Below are 18,989 nucleotides of genomic sequence, written 5' to 3'. Positions count from 1 at the left end.
CTCAAAATATAAAAAAAACGCGGCCCAGTGTCCTGAGCCGCGTTTTTATTGGTTAGGTGTATGGTTATTTTATAAAGCCAATAAACAGGTAGGCTGCCAGAATTACAGCGACCCATAGAACCATGTTACCTGAAGGGTAGGCGCTGGAGATAAAGCTGCCATTGCCTTTATGTTGGCGGGCCAAAAATGCTTGGCATTGGCTCAGTTTACCCAATGCAGCTTGGCGTAGTTGACCATCAACTTTCCAGATACCGGCAAATATACGCTGCACGATATTAGGCACTAGACGACGGTATACCCAGTCCACATCCAAATGGGTTGAGCGCAGCTCTGGTGGATACATGTTCTTTAAGTTTAACCATACAAACGCCAACGCTGAGAACAGTAACAGCTGAGTCTGTGCCAGCACGTGTGTCGCATCGTAAGGGTTGTATCCGGTATCGTAGGGGAGCAGCGAGTAGAGTGCTGCTGGATAGATACCAATACCAATACATAAACACGCCGCAATAAACATCGCCCACAGCATATTGCTTGGGGGATCATTCGCCCGAATACCTGAGTCATGGGCGAAGAAAGCAAAGTAAGGGATCTTGATTCCTGCGTGGTGGAATACACCGGCAGAAGCAAATAGCAGCATCAACCAAACCCAATCATGTCCACCTTCAATGGCGGCTGACATCACCATCGATTTACTGACGAAGCCACTAAATAGCGGGAAGGCGGAAATGGAGGCCGCGCCGACAATACATAAAATGGTGGTTTTGGGCATGGTCTTATACAGACCGCCAAGATCAGAGCCATTAATACGGCCGGTCATATGCAGTACCGCCCCCATGCTCATAAACAGTAAGCCTTTAAATATCACATCGTTAAATGCGTGAGATACCGCGCCGTTAAGTGCAAGAGCAGTACCAATACCAATCCCTACCACCATAAAGCCAACTTGGTTAATTAAGCTGTAGGCAAGTACGCGACGAAGATCGTTCTCGATAACCGCAAAGAAGATCGGGAAACAGGTCATTGCCGCGCCGATGTAGATGAGTAGCTCAGTACCGGGATAGCCGCGAGCTAATGCATAAACTGCCACCTTGGTGGTGAATGCGCTTAGCAGCACAGTACCGGTAGGGGTTGATTCCGGGTAGGCGTCGGTAAGCCAAGTGTGAGCGAAAGGAAACGCACATTTGATACCAAATGCGATAAAGATTAACCAGCCCGCAACGCCCTCTAAGCCAATAAAGTCAAAGCTGATGCTGCCGGTTTCGCCCACATAGAAAAGCGCGCCAATTAACAAAATGACACCGGAAAGCACTTGCATGATGAGGTATCGCATACCGGCGCTATATGCACGCTGAGTGCGGCGAGCCCAAATCAAAAATACTGAGGTAAAGGCAAGCAATTCCCAAAACACGAATAGGGTGATCAGATCACCAGCAAACACTGCACCAATAGCGCTACCAGCATAAAGCATGGCAGCGACTTGCTGTACAGTATCTTTCACATGCAAAGAGTAGATAATCGCGATTAGCGCGGCAATATGGAAAATATAACCGAACATCAAGCTAAGCTTGTCAGCGCGGTAGGGGACTAACTCATAGTCCAAGAACATCATCTGTAGATGGATACCTTCAGGTACGGTCCACAGATGTAAGCCACTTAGAATAGGAATTGCGATCATCAATGCGCCACGCAGTTTGCCACGTGTTGTCGCTGCAATCAGGCCGCCGATTAAAAACAGTACAAATGGCGGTAGCTCAAGCATCCACATTGCGGTCACCTATATGAGTAGAGTTAACTTGGTTAACGTTAGCGTTATCTGAATCGGTCGTAGAGTTAGAGTTTGTTGTATCTAGCTCTTCAACGTCATCGTAATAATCTTCCGGGCGCATTAAGAAGGTACGCATCCATTTGGCGATTAACACCAAGATGACGCAGCCGACGAAACCATAAATGGGATAGAAAATCGGTAGATTTTCCCAGCTATGGTAAACGTGACGGTGGATGACAAAATCAAGTACCACAAGCAGGCCACAGCAGGCGTATAGCAAATATAAAATACGCTGAATATTTTTGGGGTTATCAAAGAAGTATTGCTTCTCATTGTCCATGGCTGACTCCTGATACAGTCAAGATAGCTTTCGCCAGTTCATAAAAGGGCTGTGGATGAATGAACATAATCAAGCAGCCTAGCGTGGTAATGGTTAGCGCAATTAGCGAAGGCAATGGCGCTTCTTTTATGCCGCCAGCGGGCGGAGTGAAGCCTTTACCTGGGAAAAACGCATGATATGGAATGGGTAACAGGTAGGCGATGTTGAGCAAAGAGCTCAGCATTAGTGTTGCCATAATCACCCAGTGGCCAGTTTCCATGGTGCCCATCAGTAAGAACCATTTGCTCCAGGTACCGCCAGTAGGGGGCACGCCAATAATGCTCAGGCTGGCAATGAAAAAGGCCGCCATGGTGATTGGCATGGTGTAGCCAAGGCCACGCATTTCACTGATTTTTGATTTGTGGGCGGCAACTAAGATTGCGCCGGCACAAAAGAACAAGGTGATTTTGCCAAAGGCATGTGAGGCAATGTGCATTGAGCTGCCAATCACCCCTGACGAATTGGCCAGCAGTGCGCCAATGGTGATATATCCAAGTTGACTCACTGTTGAATAAGCTAATCGGGCTTTCAAATTATCCTGTTGCATGGCAACAACCGATGCCATTAGCACTGAAAATGCTGCTAAATACAGTAAAAAGTCGGTGGTTGGCAGTTTAGGTAGTAAGTCTAGACCAAAGATAAAGATACAGACTTTGAGTACCGTAAATACCCCGGCTTTTACAACGGCAACCGCATGAAGTAATGCACTGACTGGTGTTGGCGCGACCATCGCAGCTGGCAACCAACGGTGAAAGGGCATAATGGCGGCTTTACCAATACCAAATATAAACAGCACCAATATCGCCCCTGCAATAGTCGGGCTGACATTGGCATCAAATACCCCGCCGGCTTTAAATTCTAGGCTGCCACCGACTATCCAAGTCAGGATAATAGCGAGTAAGAAAAAGGCGATTGAAGTGCTGAGCAAGATCCCGAGGTAAACGCGTCCACCTTGCTTGGCTTTATCGCTACCTGCATGGGTGACTAGCGGGTAGGTTGATAGGGTCAATACTTCATAAAACACAAACAGAGTAAACAGGTTCGCAGAAAAGGCCAACGCCATTACCGCACTGATGGCCAGTGCGAAACAGATATAGAAGCGGGTTTGGTTATCTTCATTATGACCACGCATATAGCCTATGGCGTAAATGGTGGTAATGATCCAAAGAAAGCTGGCGATTAACGCAAATAGCATTCCTAGTGGCTCAACAACAAAGCTTATCTCTAAGCCTGGCATAAGCTCCCACCAGGATACTTCAATGCTCGCACCCGCTTGCAGTGCTTGGTAAAGATTGATCACGCAGTATAGCACCACAAGACTGATACTTATGGTTACCGCTTCTCGAAGGTTAGGTTTGCTTCCTGTTACGGCAATGGCTGCTGTGGCAAGCAAAGGTAATAGGATCGTTAGCTGTAACATCAGCGTCAAAGAAAGATTCATGGGTTAATTCCAAACAAACTTTGAGAAGCCGCCTGTGCTACTTGCACACTCAGGCGAGTATCAATACCAAAATAGATATTAGCGATGACCAGAGCCCAAATTGGACCGAGGAAAGACCAAGGCGCCTCTTTGACTTCACGTCCAGGAATTGGTGGTCTGAAGTAGGCGGTTTCGACGATTCGCCAAATGTAGACCACAGCTAATAAAGAACCGAGCAAGATCAGCGCAGCCACAGGCCACATGCCTGCTTCAACGGTGGCAATAAGTAAGTACCACTTACTGACAAAGCCCACAGTTAATGGCACACCAATCAAGCTTAATCCACCAACAACAATGGCTGACATGGTGAGTGGCATCTGTTTTCCTAAGCCTTGGAACTGACTTAGCTGAACGGTGCCGATGCGATACATCACCGCACCTAGGGCTAAAAACAATGCGCCTTTCATTAACGCGTGGTTAAACAGGTGCAGCAAGGTGGCCATCACGCCTGTACTGGTATTGATGGAGTAACCAATGATCATATAGCCCACTTGCGCGATACTGGAGTAGGCTAAAATATGCTTCACATTCTTTTGATAAATGGCGGCGATTGAAGCGGCAAACACGCCGACTAATCCCAATACCATCAAGATACTTTGCAGTGGCAAACTCGAGAATGAGAATGAAATGCCAAATACGGTAAAGGTGAAGCGAATCAGCAAGTACACCGCAACTTTGGTGGCGGTTGCTGCTAAAAATGCGGTGACAATCGATGGTGCGTAAGCATAGGCATTAGGTAACCACAGGTGCAGTGGAAACAGTGCCAGTTTTAAACAGATCCCCACAATTAGGAAGGCAAATGCAGCAAAGACAGTACGGGTTTGGCCAACGTCCACAAGTCGCATGGCCAAATCGTTCATGTTGAGTGTACCGGTCATTTGATACAACATACCGATACCAATCAAAATAAAGGTCGCACCAATAGTCCCCATGATCAGGTATTGGTAGGCCGCCCACAGTGCACGTCTGTCACGCCCAAGGGCGATTAATGCGTAGGCCGACAGTGATGATATTTCCAAAAATACAAACACATTGAATGCATCACCGGTCGCGACAATACCAAACATACCGGTTAACGATAGCAGGTATAGACTATAAAACAGGGCGTGACGGTCTTCGCTGAGTTCTTTATGGATACTCTTATTGGCGGCAAACAACACCACTGCGCCGATAGTCGAGATAATCAGCAGTAGGAAAGCGTTAAGCTTGTCAATGCGATATTCAATCCCCCAAGGTGCTTCCCAGCCCCCGAGCTCATAGATGATAGTGCCGGTTTTCATTACCTCGGCAAGTAGCAGAATACTGTTTACACAGGCCGCAACACTCACCAATAAGGCAAAAATCCACACCAATTTTGAACGATTGATAAACAAGCATAACGGGGCTGCAATCAGTGGCAGCACAACTTGTAAAATAGGCAGGTGAGCTAGCACTATGATTGGTCCTCGTTAAGCTGATCTTGTTTTTGGATCTCATCCTCTTCAACACAGCCATAAGCTTCTTTAATTCTCACGGCCAACGCCAAACCAAGGGCGGTTGTTGCAATACCCACAACAATGGCAGTTAGAATAAGCACATGGGGAAGCGGGTTTGAGTAGTCGCTAATCCCTTCAGCCAAAATTGGCGCGCTGCCGCGCTCAACCATGCCGACACTGATGTAGAAAATAAATACCGAGGTTTGGAAAATCGTTAGTCCAACCAATTTTTTAATCAAGTTACCGTGGGCGATAACGATGTAGAAACCTATCATCATTAACAGCACCACAATCCAATAGTTATAGAGTCCGAGAAACATCGTGCTCCCCTTTTTGTTCGCTGCCGTTTTGTTGTGCTTGTCGGCGTCCAGCAAAGCTGAAGAAGATAATTAGCATCACCGATGTCACCGTGATACCTACGCCAAGCTCAATAAGTAGAATCCCTAAGTGCTGACCTGCGACCGCATCGTCAGCCAATACGTTATAGTCGAGGAAATTGGCACCATTAAGCATGGAAACCACCCCAACACAGGCATAAAGCAGTAACCCTATTGCGGCAAGTAGCCTAATTAACCCTTGGTTGAATACGCGCTTGGCGGTGTCTAAGCCAAACAACATGGTGTAGAGAATAATTGCAGCGGCAAAGATCACCCCCGCCTGGAAGCCACCGCCAGGTCCAAAGTCACCGTGGAATTGCACATAGAGTGCAAACAGTAAGATAAACGGAATGAGTGCCTTACTGACAATACGCAATACCATGTGGCGTTCATGCATTTGCTCTTCAGTGGCTTCATCTGATTTGGCTTGCTTATTGCGTCTTGGCAAGGCAAGTAGTGACAGCACACCGATGCCAGCGGTAAAGATAACCGCAACTTCGCCTAAGGTATCAAAGGCTCGATAGCTGCCTAATACCGCAGTAACGATGTTTGGCACACCGACTTCTTGCATGGAGTCATGAATGTAGCGCGGTGCCACATGCATATGTACAGGAGCATCAACGGCGCCGAAGTAGGGCATATCTAAGGTGCCGTAAATCAACATGCCACCAGTAACCAAAACCACAAACAAGGCAAGAAAGGGCTTGTGACGCCCAGACTGTTCTTTACGACCTGTCATGGTGATGGCGGTTAACATCAAGAGCCCAGATATGCCGGCACCGACAGAAGCTTCAGTAAAGGCGACATCGACAGCGTCGAGTACCACAAAGAAGCTGGCTGATAGTAGGCCATAAATACCGGTTAACATGACGACTGCTAGCAAGTCTCTGGTGCGCACGATTGCGATTGCAATTACCACCAAAAAGCTGAGCAGTACAATATCAACTAAAGTTTCGATGATGTGTTTCCTCCCTCATCGGCGTCTTTGTGTTGCTTAGGCGCTAAGCCATTGTGAAGCGCCGCTTTCGCTAAGGCGTGGCTGGCAGACGGGTTGATAAATAGGGTAAATAGCAAAATTAAGATGAGTTTAATCAGCACCATACCGCTCGGGGTTTGTAGCATTAAGCCCAATAGGATTAAGCCTGCGCCTAATGTATCGGTAACACTTACTGCGTGCATGCGGGTGTAGAAGTCGGGAAAGCGTAAGATGCCGACTCCACCAGATAGACATAGGAAGCAGCCTACCAGTAGGCATATGCCGCTGCTGATTTCCAGAAAGAGACTCATTTCTCATCTCCTTTTGATGACTCGTGTTCATAGGGAGTGACCTTGAACTCAGCTGAGTCTGAAAAACGTAGCACGCCGATAACGCTGATAAAGTTAATCAGTGCATAGACGAGCGCGATGTCGAGAAACTCTGGGCGGCCCATTAAGAAGCCCAATACAGAGATCAGCAGTACGGTTTTAGTACCAAACATATTGAAGGCCAATATGCGATCGTAGAGGGTTGGACCGACGATGCAGCGAAGTATCGCTAGCAACATCACGACGAGAATGGCAATGGTGGCTGCAGCTAACATTATTTTTCTAGCTCTCTTACACGGCGGTCCATCTCGCCGGCTTTTAGTGTGTCGATATCAGCCTTGTGTAAGGCATGAACGGTGAGTTGATCGTCAACTAAGTCGATGGCTACGGTACCTGGGGTCAACGTAATGGAGTTGGCATAAATGACTTTGTTGATGTCGGTACGCTGACGAGTATCAATCGTGGTTAAGGTCGGCGCGATACTGCTATTGCCTAGCCAAATACGTTTGACCACACTGATGTTAGATAAGATAACTTCTTTAGATAGCCACAAGGTGTAGCCTGGCAAACTCGTAGAAAGGTGGATGGGTTGAGACTCATGGTCAATCACATCCATTTTTTGAGAAATATACAACACAAGCATGATGGATGCCGCGCCAAGAGATAGCAGCAGCGGGTTGCTGTAGTTGGAGTTTATCCACCAAAACAGCGCTAATGTTAGCAGTAGACTCAGCTTGTGGCTTGGCACAAAGCTGTTGTTATTTTCTTGTGTCATAGTATTTCACGTCTTTTATTGGCTCGATTAAGTTGGCCGTATTTTATAGTCAGGCAATATTCGCAGTGAGTTCAGTTGGTACACACTGCCGTTTATGTTGAGATTGTTTATCCACCTTCATTACACGCTGATTCGGCAGCCAGTGCTTGGTAGATTTGTTTGTGTAACAGCTGTATTGAGTCGGTTGTTGCTGGCAGCTGAGTTAGGGTTCGATTGACCACATTATCAAGTAGCTGTTGTTTACTTTGATTCGATGGAATGCATACGCCCGCAGCATATTTTTTCGATGTTTGGTTGCCCACTCGGGTTCGGTACGCTCTGTCTTCAAACCCGCTAGAAGCGGATCTCAGTTCATATTGTTGACTGGAGTTTAATGAACCAGCCAGAAAGCCTTGAATATAATAGGCGCAGGGTGAATTTGCCGTGTCGGTTGGCGAAGCTTTTTGAGACAAGCAAGATGACAGCAATAACTGTTCGTCTTGCACATTATTTGCTGCAGCAGAAAATGGAAAAGAAAGAGTTAATATTACTAGTACTAAGCGCTGTATCATCTTCATATAAACACCTTGGTTTTATGTTGACTTTATTATTGATTAGTAATCAGTAGGGCTAAGATTCTTCATTGCTATTACAGCCAGTTTGTTATGTAGGTTAAAAGTATTAAAACTAATTTATTTAACCTAGTAATTTGGCGTAAGCGCCTTTTTTTGCTGTGTAATGTCAATACTACCTCGTTGGTATGTATTGATTGGTAGCCATGTTGCCACTTGTTAATGTGCTTACTTAAATCAACATGAAATCAATGTGAAACCAACTCCTTTCGCTCTACCTAGTTATTTATAACACAAAATATTTAAGTTTAAATACTTAGCGGGTGTAAACTCGGATTTTGTTTCTTAAAGCTAAGAAATTTCCGAGTTGATGAGTCAAACCCTTATTGCCTTTGCGCTGTAGCCCCCTTATGGCAAGGGTGTAGAGCGAGTTGCTCAAAAAATTAAGCTTTTATTTATGTTAAGTTAAGCTTCTTTTCACTTTGGTTTAATTTAAAATTAAGGTTATTTTAAGGTTTGTCGCTAATTAACCCTAGTTCATTGTCAGCGATTTTGCTGAGTTAATTACGGCTGTTGGGGCGTATATTTGTTGGCTAGCGATTGTTTTGTTTGAGGCTGTAAGCTTGTACTGGTGTTTGTTATTCACGGCGAGAAAGTCGGCTTAACTAGCTGTCAGCACGCCATCTATCAGCATGTTATTTATCGGGCTGCTCGTTACTTGGTGGTTGTTAGTTATAAAACTTGGTTTATCGCGATAAGAAGTTGCTAGGTGCTAGTCATGATTGAGTGGTAATAGGAATTACAATCGCGATAATAAAAATAAGTTAAAACGCCAGTTCTATAATGTCTCTTATTGAAGTGTTAACTTGTTTTCTAAACTTATTCTTTTAACTTGTTTCTTCACTAATCTTATAAATAAGTTTGAATAAAAGCTCTAGTTTATATTATTGTTATAGCTTAACTTTATGACTTGTTTCAGCTCTACTTTAAGGGAAGTTGCTTAGGGAATAGTTAAAAGTAGCAGCTAAAAAGGAGAAGCTAAAAAAGTCGCTAAAAAGAGCCGTCGAATTGGTCTTCATCGTTTTAGCCTCACTAGTGGAGCAACAGTCATTAAAGCCGGGATATGCCAAGCTGAGTCTGTCAACATGAGCGCGCAGTTCATTCAGTGTGAGCCCTAGAAAGGATAAATGATGGGGTGTTAGTGATTAATCTGTTATGTTGTGGACTCTATTCATATATCTTTTGTTCGTACTATAGCGTTTGCTGATAAGGTTGATATGCAACAAGATTTTCCAATGACAATAGTGGCCGATGGCCACTTTTCTGATTCACTAAAGCCATTGCTTGTTGAGCTTGAAATGTGGCTTAACTTCCAAGCGCTCAAAACCGATTGGTTTGCCAATGAAGCGTCTATTCTTAGCTTTGAATTTACCTTAGTGAGAACGTTGCAAGAAAAACAGTCTCAACTACAAAATGAAAACTGGGTTACCGAGCCAGGCTATGCTTACCACTACCAAAGCGACACGCAATTGACCCTTGCCTACATAGCTATCAACGATATTGCTGCTGCAGGCTCAGGGATTGAAAAAGCAATAAAAGCGAGATTGTTGGCGGTTGCTAACATTGTCGGTAAGCAGCATGGTTTAATACCATTAAGTTAGACGCTATATATTACGGACTAAATACTTACCAGCAAACACTTACCAGCAAATGCTAACCAAGCAATGTTAAGTTTGGCCGCTGTTAGCGCCATCGTTGTTGTGCTTTTAGCCCACAAACACATTGCGGGCAGACCCCTTTGACTGTCTTTGGACTTCAACAGTGCTGTTTAATCCCTTGCTAGCTTGCCATTATCGCTTGATTCAACGAGTTAATATCGAGCGGCTTTTGTAAATAGTGTATCTGTTTGGTTTTGCTTGCATCAGGTATTTCATCCTCTGAGTTTGCTGACAAAATAAAGTATTGGGCATGGTGATAACCTTGCTCTTTCAACCTGGCGATTAGGGTTAATCCATCCGTGTTATCTAACATGTAATCCATGAGCACAATCAATTGGCTGTTATTATTGATGGCTTGCTGATAGCAATGCGGCATCACTGTCAGGGCTTGCGGCTCATCTTTTGCGGTATAAACCCGATAACCTACGCTCTCCAGCATCGATTTACACACTTCTAAGTTGAAACAGTTGTCATCAACAACCAGTGCTATCTGCTGCACGTTAGTGCGAGCGGCCAGACTTGGTTGTTGCGCAGATATTGTCGGCGTTGTTACCTTGTTTGGTTTGCTGAGGCTCGAAGCTTCGTCATTGTTACCAGCACTATCGCGATCAGCCATGATGGTTTTTGATTGGCTTATTTTATAGGGAAAGCGAAATATCACTAAAGTTCCGCGTCCCTTTTGGCTGCGGATTTTAATACTACCGCCAACGCTTTCTAGAACACATTTACAGGTATAAAGGCCAATTCCGATGCCGGATTTTAGTGCAGTGTCAGAATGCGTATCTATGGTAAAGGGGCGCTTAATTGCATCCATGGAATGTTTTGACATCCCTTTGCCAAAGTCTTTAATGGCAACGCGAATGAAGCCGGGCGTATCTGGTTGTGTTGAAGGCAAAGGTAGTACTTTGACATCGTATATGACTTTGTCACCTGAGCTGTATTTAAAGGCATTATTGATAAAATTAGTCGATAGCTGAAACAACTTAGTGCTGTCCAGGAACAGCTCTGCTGGCATCGGTGTTGGCAATCGCATCAGCAATTGCTTTTTGTGGGTGTCAGCGAATGCGTGGTAGTAATCATTGATTTGAGTAAGTAGCCCATGCAAATCGGTTGGTTCATAATGCAGAGAAAGCGTGCCTGCACTTGCCTTGCTATAGGTCAGCGTGTTTTGCGCCACATTATTGAGGAGATTGGCTGACCAGATCATTTTATCTAATGTTTGGCTTTCATCGTCACTGCAGCAAGCATGCTGTTTGAGCATATTGGCATAGCCCAAAACGGCATTGATTGGGGTACGAATTTCATGGTTGAGGGTAGAAAGTAACGCGAGCTTGGAGTTTGTTTCGATTTTTGATTTTTCTTTATCCACTCGATGCTGCACGATGCTTGCAAGTAAAATTGAAAAGGAAAGACCAATCAAACTAAATATTATCAATATCTTAACTGTAGATAAGATCTCTTGTTCTGTGGGGATGTAATCAAGGGCCAAACTGTAGCTGGTGTTGTATTCTGGTAAATCGATAAATACTTCTGAATGGTGCCCAAATACCGATTTGAATTGCCGTGAATTTAACTTTTGGCATTCTTGGTTAATTAATGTGTCGGAGCCTAGGGTAAATTTTTCACAAATTCCCACCATTTCGTTGATGCGCTCTTGTATACGCTGGTGAGAGACTGCGTAGACAAGGTAGGGGTGTTTGGGCTCATCAATCTCTATGACAATAGTGGCAAAATCCTTTACTTGGTAGGTAATGCTACCATCTGTCGCTCGGCCTATTTGGCCGTTTTCTACCGCTTGCTGAAAATTGGGATCCGACAGGTATTTAGGCCGCAACTCAGTATCTAAAGTAAACGCGACTGCTGATTTTATTTTTAATAGATCTTTAGCAAATAGCGTGAACTCAGCTTTTGTCACTTCCGTTGAGGCATTAAAAAACGATCGCAATGCATCCATCATGATCCTATGCTGCATTAACATCTCTTTAGAGGCGTTAAACACTGAGTTAGCTTTGTTCTCATAGAACTTATCAAACTTATCTTGTGAGTTTTGCCAAAGCGTCACATTGATCAACAGGGTGATAATTAACCCAAATGCAAAGGCGATGTAGGTAAGAGGGCTAAATTTCACGTGCAACTTCCTGTAGTGAGCTTTGCAGTGCATTGATATTGGCGAGCAGTGTCATTTTTTCCTGCACTATTGGCTTGGCAGGTATTGCAAGATAACGGCATACACCAAAATATTTGTGATTCACGCTTTGTAGTGTTTGTTCGCCATTGGCGGTTAAGTTCTCCACGTCATTTTGCAGTTGATTAAGCTCAGAGGCTAAAACCTGTGACAGATGCTGTTGTGTCGGGGTGTCAAACTGAGCAAAGAAGGTGACTAGTTTTTGCTGCAGACCGGGCTCAACTATAGGCATATTGTTGTTCTCGCTTGTGGTTATATTCGTGTATCCAGGCCATAAGATAGCGCCCTTCAATGGGAGGGCTAATAAAATAACCTTGAGCACAATGACAGCCCATGGTTTGTAAACGGTTTTGAATGGCTAAGGTTTCCACCCCTTCAGCGACCACTTTTACATTGAGCTTTTTCGCAAGCGCGATAATGGACTCGACAATGGCTTGGTGTTGAGGGTTAAAGTCGAGATCAGAGACGAAGTCTTTATCAATTTTGATTTCATCAAAGGGAATCGAGTCTAATCTATCTAAGGTGGAGTAGCTCTTGCCAAAGTCATCTAGTGAGATGGGGATATCGTTGATAATAAGTTTGGCAATGGCTTGCAACGCTCTATCTTCGTTGATTGTTTGCTGCGATTCGGTGAGCTCGAGCATCAAATCAACGTCAGAGTTGGTAAGATGTTCGTTGATGACATAATCAATAAAGTCGTCTGAAAGTAAATCTGCCGCACTGATATTGATCGATAACCGATAGCCTTTTAATGCTTCAAACAAGTGCCACTGGGATAACGCTTGGCTTAAGACCAATTTAGCCAGTTGGCAATTAAGGCCATTCTCCTCGACGATAGGGATAAACTTATCAGGATAGATAAAGCCGTCACCTTGAATGCATAGCCGCGATAACACTTCAAAACCGACAATCTTACCAGTAGATATTTCTATTTTCGGCTGGTAACAAAGAAACAGATTATCTTCATTGATGAGTGAAGCGATATTACCTGCATGGCACGCAGGAGTTGGATGTGGTTGAGAGGTTTGTTCGGGAACGATGGCTTTTTTAGCGGTGATAGCCTTGTAGATATTGTCGATATTTAGCGGCTTTTGGAATACACCAACCAGATTTAAACTAAAACTATTGGTGATATTGCTAACCAGCTCCAATGTGCGTTTATCTGAAGAGCTGACAATAGCTAAGGGGATCTCTCGGCTTCCTGTGGTGGCCATGTGGTTGATGATGGCCAATCCGTCGCCATTTTCCATTTTTAAATCGGCAATCACCAGATCGATTTGTGCAGCAGGATCAATGGGTCGGTTATTCAAGATATTAATGGCGGTGTTGCCACAGTTGGCCTCTTGAAAGTGAAACTGTTTTTCTGGATCAATTTTGCAAAACTCTTGTTTAATAACTTCTCGTATAAAGGCTTGATCGTCAACAATTAATATATTCATGAGTTATCCCCTTTCTCATCTGAGGCTAAGAAGTTCATTAGTTGCTTGGGTGTAATGACAGCGAGCTGTAGTAGGAAGCGGTTTGCCATAAGTTCAGAGCGGCTTAGTAGAAATGAATGAATGTCGACAGACTTGCCATTTCTGTTCATGCTGCGCACTTTGAAAGGTTCAAGTTTGGCGGTGTTAAGCTTTTTGATGAAGTTTTCATCGCAGACACTAAAGCACAAATAGCGTAAGTCGATTTTTTGAGAGAATTTATTGATGTAGGTAGACATCACACTGTTCTCAACCTGTTTAGTGGCACCGGCAGAAGAAAGCACTAGCATGGTGTCATGATTAGCAGCATTATTGTTGATGATTTGATCTAGGTTGCGATTAATATTTAATAGCTCTAATACCTGCTGCGCTGTGGTTTCTATGTACAAGCTATGACCGATAATTTGGCCGTTATAAGCGCTGGCGATAGAGATTTTTGCATCACTTAGGCCGACGAAATCCTCAATGGGTAAGGTTAAATCTAGGCTAGGGTTGCCTTCATACCTTAAGATCATTTTTAAGGTTAAATAAAAGCAGTCATCGTCAACATCGATTGTCTCTATGGTATAATCATCATTTTTGTAATAGGGGTGATTGGACTTTTGTTTGTGCGAATCTTTGCTGGCGACCAGTTGACCACATTCCTCTAAGAACTGTTGATCATTGCCGTAGATATTAGTGAGTTCTTTGTCGTAGAGTTCAACAATTTCAGCTTGTTTAGCGAGCGAGGGGATGTTGACGCCTCGTTCCCAACGGCTGACGGTAATTGAGTCTAGGTTGTAAAACAGGCTGCTATGTTGCCGCAGGTGCAAGCAAAGCTGTTCTTGTGATAGTTCGTTATTCTGGCGTATGGTTTTTAGGAATGTCGAAAAGACATGATTTTGTTTGCCTTTTGAGTAGGAGTAGTTGGTAAAGGTCATAACGTGTTCCATTGGTTTTGCTTAAGTCTGTCAATAATCCCATAAATTGTGGTTGATCAATTTCATCGATGCGTTCGGGGTATAGCTCGGTATACATGATCCACACGCTACGGTTTATTTCATTGAAATAAAGTCCAGTCACCTTTTCATTTGTCATGTAACTCACCAGTAGAACAGTCGATAGATTGTGCTAGTGAGCCAGTGTATGACATTAGAATTTTTAACAACATGGCAAGTTTGCAATGTTGTTGTAGTGAGAATGCCTAGATTGTATGTGTGATAACCGTATCATTTAATTTTGGGGGATATGTGTGGTTATTATTATTTAAGTAATTGAATATTAATAATTATTGCATTTTATTTGTGAGCAATTTTTGAAAACGCGCTGCCAGTGGGCGTAGCCGACAGCTACTTAAGTTAACTGCTTGTAGTAGCAGTGTTATTAGCTCGGGATTGTAGCACTCTTCAAAGCCAAATAAGGTTGTATTTGATGGTCATGTAACTAGGCTGTTTTTATTGTGTATATGCCTCTTAAATTCGGGTTGTTGCAATGTTGCTTTGAGAGCTGGATTGGTGATCTAGGTCGACAATATCAAGACTCGCTAATATTTAGCCTTGTGTCAGATGCCGATTGCTTTATGGTCTTGGGTTTGTCGTTGCTCACGTGTATTCCCTATGACCGATATTATCCCGACTAAGCAGCTCTCGTCGTACTCCATTGCCGCCTTATTGCATCAATGGGGAATTACGCCAAGGGTAGAAAGTGCCGTTAAGCTTGATTTCTCATTTGAGCGTTATCGTTTCAGTTGTGTGCTAGAGCAGCAAGTGTTACTGGTACACTTTGGGGATGTGGTGTTTCGTCAACGCAGTGATATTGCACTGATAGAGCTGCAGTCTGAGTTAGCAACGCTTAATAAGCACTTCAATAATAGTTTTGTTTGCCATAGTGCTTTTCATACTAAAAAGCATGAAATCGGCGTCGAGTTGATTTATGCATTGCCGATCGTAGCAGGATTGGTGGTTGATCAATTACATTTTGCTTTAAAGCACTTCTTAAATGGCTGCGTGGATATTCTAAATACGCTTAAACAGCGTGATTACCTCACTTTAGTTCACTACTTACTCGACGAAAACCCGACTCATGCTACTGCAGAAGCGGCATTAAATCGCCAATCAAGGGGCACTCATTGTTATTCAGGCTCTGACTCGGTGAAAACACCTGCTTTAGCTGCGGCCGCCGCGGCTTCTAATGTTGTTATGCCTAATCGTGTTTGCAATGATAGTAACACTAAGCTCAATGGCGATGATTATTACGACGGCAATGATGTGGCCGATGGTGGCGGGTTAGAGTCGACTGAAAGTTGGCAGGAAAGTAACACCATGCTCGATACCATGCACAGTGAGTTCTCAGCTGAAATGGGTCATGACGGTGACGATAATTAAGCGTGCTCTATTTGATTTGCGCTCGCCAATATAGCGAGCACTTATCGATAGGGGCGGTCATTGCCGCTCACTTATTTAGCGTTTGTCGACTTGCAACCAATCAACGGTGACACCAGCTTGATCAAACATGTCTTGGCTAATTTTTATCTTATCTCCCCAACGCGACAAGAAATCATCACTGGGCTGTGGACTGTGAACCGTACTTAAGCCTGTTTGAATAATTTTGGCGGCACAATTTGGGCAAGGGAAGTGTGTCACCCAGATTTCACAACCGCTGAGATCGCGCTTGGCATATAAAATGGCGTTCTCTTCTGCATGTAGGGTTTTAAGTAATTTCATTTCGCGGTTATCGGTTTCAGCGCTATCTGAAATGCCGTGGGGATAACCATTAAAGCCAAGTGAGACAATACGGTTATCTTCGGTGATCACCGCGCCGACTTGAGTGGAGGGATCCTTGCTCCAAGATGCAACGAGCTCGGCCATCTGTAAAAAACGTATCGCCCATTTAGTCATCATTCGTATGAAACTCCTAAATTTATGCTTTTCAATAAAATTCGCTTATCTAAGCGCTATTTTGAGTGGTTTTCCACTTAGCAGTAAAGCTTTATTTGTTAAAAACAGATTTTATCGACAGTAGACTCATCAGTGTGTCAGTGTCGTTGCAATCAAGCTGTTAAGGAGAGTGCTGCGATTGTTGAATTAGATTGAAGATCCTTATGCATTACTTTAGTTAGCTGGACAAGCAACTCATTGAGCATAAAGCGGCCGTTATTATGTGCTCAAATATGCTGCCGCGGGTTTTACGCACAAACTATTGAAACACTTTGAAACACTTTGAAACAAGATATGTTGTAACATTCAATTGTTTGTCGAGGCAATTGTGATATATATCACTTTTATGCCTTGGTCTACTGTGATTGTTTAATCGTTTAGGGTAGATGTAAAGGGTTACATTCATAATAATAAATAGGAACAAGTATGTTAAGAACGACGTTGGCTATAGGGATTTGTGTCGCCCTATCAGGTTGTGCTGGCGGTGCGATGACAAGCACGCAAAATGATAATTCAGCGGTACAAACACAAGCTGTTACGGCAAATCCATTGATGACGGCGAGCACGCTGCAATATCAAACTCCTGATTTTACCAAAATTGAATTTGCCCACTTCCGTCCCGCAATCATGGCGGGCATTGCGGAACAAAAACAACAAATTACCGCTATTGCCAATAACCGTGCAGTGCCAAGCTTTGACAATACTATTGTCGCGATGGAAAAAAGTGGCGCATTATTAAAGCGTGCTTCTGGCGTGTTTTATAACCTTGCTGGTACAGATTCCAATGAGCAAATGCGAGCGCTACAAACTGAGTTAGCGCCAATGTTGTCCAGTCATCGGGACGATATCTATCTCAATCCGCAATTATTTGCCAAGGTAAAAAACCTTGTTAACCAACAGGCATCTCTTAATCTAGACGGTGAGTCTGCACGTCTGTTGCAAATCACTTATGAGCGTTTTATTAGCGCAGGCGCTGCATTGGATGATGCAGGCAAAGCTAAAGTTCGCGAGCTGAATAAAGACTTAGCTAGCCTGCAGAACGAGTTTGGCCAAAAGCAGTTGGCGATTTTGTCTGAGCAGTTTGTGTATTTCGATAATAAGCAAGCGCTTGCAGGGCTTTCTGAGGGGGCGCTAGCCAATGCGGCTGCGTTGGCAGCAAAGCAGGGCAAAGAGGGGCAATATGCCCTGAAACTGACCAATACCACTCGTCAGCCAGTGCTGGCTTCTTTAGACAATCGCGATAGCCGTGAAAAGGTGTTTAAAGCCTCGTTTAATCGCGCCAACCAAGGTGACAACGATACTCGTCAAATTGTCGCCAAGCTGGCCAAAAAGCGTGCTGAAAAAGCTCATGTGCTCGGGTTTAAAAACTGGGCTGAGTATCGTTTACAAAATACCTTAGCTCAGACGCCAGATGCTGTGATTGATATGTTCTCAGCAATGGTGCCAAAAGTCGTCGCCAATACTGAGAAAGAAGCGGAAGCGATTAAAGCGATGATCCGTCGTTCAGGTGCTGACTTTGAAGTTCAGCCATGGGATTGGGCATACTATGCAGAGAAAGTTCGCCAAGATAAATACGCGATTGACTCTGTCCAGCTTCAGCAGTACTTCCAGTTTGATAACGTGTTAGATAAAGGTGTGTTCTACACCATGAACCAGTTGTTTGGCATTACGTTTAAGCCACGTCCTGATCTACCAGTTTATCATCCAGATGTAAAAGCTTACGAGATCTTCGATGAAGATGGCACCTCGCTAGCAATATTCTTTGCCGATTACTTTGCCCGTGAAGGTAAGCGCGGTGGTGCATGGATGAGTTCATTTGTTGGTCAAAGTCACTTGCTTGAGCAAAAGCCTGTGGTCGTTAACGTAATGAATATTCCAAAAGCAGCTGAAGGCCAGCCACAATTGGTGAGCTTTGATAATGTCAGTACTATGTTCCATGAAATGGGCCATGGCTTACATGGGGCACTATCGGATGTTAAATATCCATCACTTGCAGGTACTGCTGTATCAAGAGATATGGTTGAGTTCCCGTCTACGTTCCAAGAAGACTGGTCAATCGATCCACAGGTACTCAGCAATTATGCTAAGCATCACGAAACCGGTGAGCCGATCCCGCAGGCTTTATTAGATAAAGCGATTGCAGCAGCTCAGTTCAACCAAGGTTTTGATACCTTAGAGTATATGGCTGCATCGTTATTGGATCAGCAATGGCATAGCTTAAGCCACGATGCACCGCTGCAAGACGTTGAAGCGTTTGAAGCTCAAGCGCTTAAAAATACCGGAGTGGACATCGCATTAGTACCACCACGTTATCGCTCAACTTTCTTCTCACATACATTTGCGGGCGGCTACTCGGCTAGCTACTACGCCTATATGTGGAGTGAAATCATGGCGGCTGATGCATTTGAGTATGTGCAGCAAAATGGCGGACTGAACCGTGCCAATGGTGAAAAGTTCCGTCGTACCATATTAGAGGTGGGTAACAGCGTTGATGGTATGGAGGCATACAGCAACTTTAAAGGTGGCGCACCAACCACTGATGCGTTGCTTAAACGCCGTGGCATCAACTAAAGATATTAAGTCGCTAGG

The 18,989-nt window shown here is 44.2% G+C and carries 18 protein-coding genes; 3 read left to right on the top strand and 15 right to left on the bottom strand.

From position 1 onward, the window contains the following. Positions 1–64: 64 nt before the first annotated feature. The 10 genes from ACHUFW_RS11100 to ACHUFW_RS11055 form a co-directional block, all read right to left on the bottom strand. Positions 65–1,765 (bottom strand): Na(+)/H(+) antiporter subunit D, encoded by a 1,701-nt coding sequence (locus ACHUFW_RS11100; RefSeq protein ID WP_394203058.1) that lies wholly within the window; start codon positions 1,763–1,765, stop codon positions 65–67. Then, a complete protein-coding gene (locus ACHUFW_RS11095) occupies positions 1,752–2,105 on the bottom strand; it encodes a hypothetical protein (RefSeq protein ID WP_394203057.1) in 354 nt (117 codons plus the stop codon). The genes ACHUFW_RS11100 and ACHUFW_RS11095 overlap by 14 nt, the downstream gene beginning before the upstream one ends. Beyond that, positions 2,095–3,585: a monovalent cation/H+ antiporter subunit D family protein gene (locus tag ACHUFW_RS11090; RefSeq protein ID WP_394203056.1), complete on the bottom strand. Its 1,491-nt coding sequence runs from the start codon at positions 3,583–3,585 to the stop codon at positions 2,095–2,097. Before ACHUFW_RS11090 ends, ACHUFW_RS11095 begins: the two co-directional genes overlap by 11 nt. After that, the gene (locus tag ACHUFW_RS11085) at positions 3,582–5,057 is read right to left on the bottom strand and encodes a monovalent cation/H+ antiporter subunit D family protein (protein WP_394203054.1); all 1,476 of its coding nucleotides are present in this window, start codon (positions 5,055–5,057) and stop codon (positions 3,582–3,584) included. Before ACHUFW_RS11085 ends, ACHUFW_RS11090 begins: the two co-directional genes overlap by 4 nt. After that, a complete protein-coding gene (locus ACHUFW_RS11080; protein ID WP_394203052.1) occupies positions 5,057–5,419 on the bottom strand; it encodes a cation:proton antiporter subunit C in 363 nt (120 codons plus the stop codon). The genes ACHUFW_RS11085 and ACHUFW_RS11080 overlap by 1 nt, the downstream gene beginning before the upstream one ends. Then, a complete protein-coding gene (locus tag ACHUFW_RS11075) occupies positions 5,400–6,395 on the bottom strand; it encodes a Na(+)/H(+) antiporter subunit B (RefSeq protein ID WP_394203050.1) in 996 nt (331 codons plus the stop codon). Before ACHUFW_RS11075 ends, ACHUFW_RS11080 begins: the two co-directional genes overlap by 20 nt. A 26-nt stretch (positions 6,396–6,421) precedes the next feature. Next, positions 6,422–6,763 carry a monovalent cation/H(+) antiporter subunit G gene (gene mnhG, locus ACHUFW_RS11070; RefSeq protein WP_394203048.1) on the bottom strand — a complete coding sequence of 114 codons (342 nt, stop codon included), beginning with the start codon at positions 6,761–6,763 and terminating at the stop codon, positions 6,422–6,424. Continuing rightward, positions 6,760–7,056, bottom strand: coding sequence for an MrpF/PhaF family protein (locus ACHUFW_RS11065; protein WP_130601257.1), 297 nt, complete (start codon positions 7,054–7,056; stop codon positions 6,760–6,762). Before ACHUFW_RS11065 ends, mnhG begins: the two co-directional genes overlap by 4 nt. Further along, complete coding sequence (locus ACHUFW_RS11060; protein WP_394203047.1) at positions 7,056–7,556, bottom strand: Na+/H+ antiporter subunit E; 501 nt, start codon at positions 7,554–7,556, stop codon at positions 7,056–7,058. The genes ACHUFW_RS11065 and ACHUFW_RS11060 overlap by 1 nt, the downstream gene beginning before the upstream one ends. Positions 7,557–7,663: 107 nt before the next feature. Continuing rightward, the gene (locus tag ACHUFW_RS11055) at positions 7,664–8,113 is read right to left on the bottom strand and encodes a hypothetical protein (protein ID WP_394203045.1); all 450 of its coding nucleotides are present in this window, start codon (positions 8,111–8,113) and stop codon (positions 7,664–7,666) included. A gap of 1,271 nt (positions 8,114–9,384) precedes the next feature. Between ACHUFW_RS11055 and ACHUFW_RS11050 the strand changes: the two genes are divergently transcribed. Then, complete coding sequence (locus ACHUFW_RS11050) at positions 9,385–9,768, top strand: hypothetical protein (RefSeq protein ID WP_394203043.1); 384 nt, start codon at positions 9,385–9,387, stop codon at positions 9,766–9,768. Positions 9,769–9,946: 178 nt separating this feature from the next. Here the strand turns inward: ACHUFW_RS11050 and ACHUFW_RS11045 are convergent, their stop codons facing one another. The 4 genes from ACHUFW_RS11045 to ACHUFW_RS11030 are packed head-to-tail and all read right to left on the bottom strand — an operon-like array spanning position 9,947 to position 14,405. Continuing rightward, positions 9,947–11,953 (bottom strand): hybrid sensor histidine kinase/response regulator, encoded by a 2,007-nt coding sequence (locus ACHUFW_RS11045; RefSeq protein ID WP_394203041.1) that lies wholly within the window; start codon positions 11,951–11,953, stop codon positions 9,947–9,949. Beyond that, entirely contained in the window at positions 11,943–12,242 is a 300-nt protein-coding gene (locus ACHUFW_RS11040; protein WP_394203039.1) for a hypothetical protein, read from the bottom strand. The genes ACHUFW_RS11045 and ACHUFW_RS11040 overlap by 11 nt, the downstream gene beginning before the upstream one ends. Beyond that, on the bottom strand, positions 12,229–13,449 hold the full coding sequence (locus tag ACHUFW_RS11035) for an EAL domain-containing response regulator (RefSeq protein ID WP_394203038.1): 1,221 nt from the start codon (positions 13,447–13,449) through the stop codon (positions 12,229–12,231). The genes ACHUFW_RS11040 and ACHUFW_RS11035 overlap by 14 nt, the downstream gene beginning before the upstream one ends. Then, positions 13,446–14,405: a helix-turn-helix transcriptional regulator gene (locus ACHUFW_RS11030; protein WP_394203036.1), complete on the bottom strand. Its 960-nt coding sequence runs from the start codon at positions 14,403–14,405 to the stop codon at positions 13,446–13,448. Before ACHUFW_RS11030 ends, ACHUFW_RS11035 begins: the two co-directional genes overlap by 4 nt. Positions 14,406–15,080: 675 nt before the next feature. On the opposite strand from ACHUFW_RS11030, the gene ACHUFW_RS11025 reads away from it, so the two are divergent. Further along, entirely contained in the window at positions 15,081–15,848 is a 768-nt protein-coding gene (locus tag ACHUFW_RS11025; protein ID WP_394203035.1) for a hypothetical protein, read from the top strand. A 75-nt stretch (positions 15,849–15,923) separates the two neighbouring features. Here the strand turns inward: ACHUFW_RS11025 and ACHUFW_RS11020 are convergent, their stop codons facing one another. Then, positions 15,924–16,364, bottom strand: coding sequence for a dCMP deaminase family protein (locus tag ACHUFW_RS11020; protein WP_394203033.1), 441 nt, complete (start codon positions 16,362–16,364; stop codon positions 15,924–15,926). Between the two features lie 462 nt (positions 16,365–16,826). On the opposite strand from ACHUFW_RS11020, the gene ACHUFW_RS11015 reads away from it, so the two are divergent. Then, entirely contained in the window at positions 16,827–18,971 is a 2,145-nt protein-coding gene (locus ACHUFW_RS11015) for a M3 family metallopeptidase (RefSeq protein WP_394203031.1), read from the top strand. The last annotated feature ends 18 nt before the right edge of the window (positions 18,972–18,989 follow it).

This window comes from Shewanella waksmanii (genome assembly GCF_043643685.1).
GTDB classification, from domain to species: domain Bacteria; phylum Pseudomonadota; class Gammaproteobacteria; order Enterobacterales; family Shewanellaceae; genus Shewanella; species Shewanella waksmanii_A.
The sequence above is the reverse complement of the archived record's forward strand: the minus strand, read 5'-3'. Positions and strand labels throughout refer to the sequence as shown.

Bases quoted from the DNA above. Each gene is read 5' to 3' on its own strand.
- ACHUFW_RS11020 (WP_394203033.1), bottom strand. From the start codon at position 16,364: ATGATGACTAAATGGGCGATACGTTTTTTACAGATGGCCGAGCTCGTT.
- ACHUFW_RS11055 (WP_394203045.1), bottom strand. From the start codon at position 8,113: ATGAAGATGATACAGCGCTTAGTACTAGTAATATTAACTCTTTCTTTT.
- ACHUFW_RS11040 (WP_394203039.1), bottom strand. From the start codon at position 12,242: ATGCCTATAGTTGAGCCCGGTCTGCAGCAAAAACTAGTCACCTTCTTT.
- ACHUFW_RS11035 (WP_394203038.1), bottom strand. From the start codon at position 13,449: ATGAATATATTAATTGTTGACGATCAAGCCTTTATACGAGAAGTTATT.
- ACHUFW_RS11065 (WP_130601257.1), bottom strand. From the start codon at position 7,056: ATGTTAGCTGCAGCCACCATTGCCATTCTCGTCGTGATGTTGCTAGCG.
- ACHUFW_RS11095 (WP_394203057.1), bottom strand. From the start codon at position 2,105: ATGGACAATGAGAAGCAATACTTCTTTGATAACCCCAAAAATATTCAG.
- ACHUFW_RS11015 (WP_394203031.1), top strand. From the start codon at position 16,827: ATGTTAAGAACGACGTTGGCTATAGGGATTTGTGTCGCCCTATCAGGT.
- ACHUFW_RS11060 (WP_394203047.1), bottom strand. From the start codon at position 7,556: ATGACACAAGAAAATAACAACAGCTTTGTGCCAAGCCACAAGCTGAGT.
- ACHUFW_RS11080 (WP_394203052.1), bottom strand. From the start codon at position 5,419: ATGTTTCTCGGACTCTATAACTATTGGATTGTGGTGCTGTTAATGATG.
- ACHUFW_RS11050 (WP_394203043.1), top strand. From the start codon at position 9,385: ATGCAACAAGATTTTCCAATGACAATAGTGGCCGATGGCCACTTTTCT.
- ACHUFW_RS11030 (WP_394203036.1), bottom strand. From the start codon at position 14,405: ATGACCTTTACCAACTACTCCTACTCAAAAGGCAAACAAAATCATGTC.
- mnhG (WP_394203048.1), bottom strand. From the start codon at position 6,763: ATGAGTCTCTTTCTGGAAATCAGCAGCGGCATATGCCTACTGGTAGGC.
- ACHUFW_RS11100 (WP_394203058.1), bottom strand. From the start codon at position 1,765: ATGTGGATGCTTGAGCTACCGCCATTTGTACTGTTTTTAATCGGCGGC.
- ACHUFW_RS11025 (WP_394203035.1), top strand. From the start codon at position 15,081: ATGACCGATATTATCCCGACTAAGCAGCTCTCGTCGTACTCCATTGCC.
- ACHUFW_RS11090 (WP_394203056.1), bottom strand. From the start codon at position 3,585: ATGAATCTTTCTTTGACGCTGATGTTACAGCTAACGATCCTATTACCT.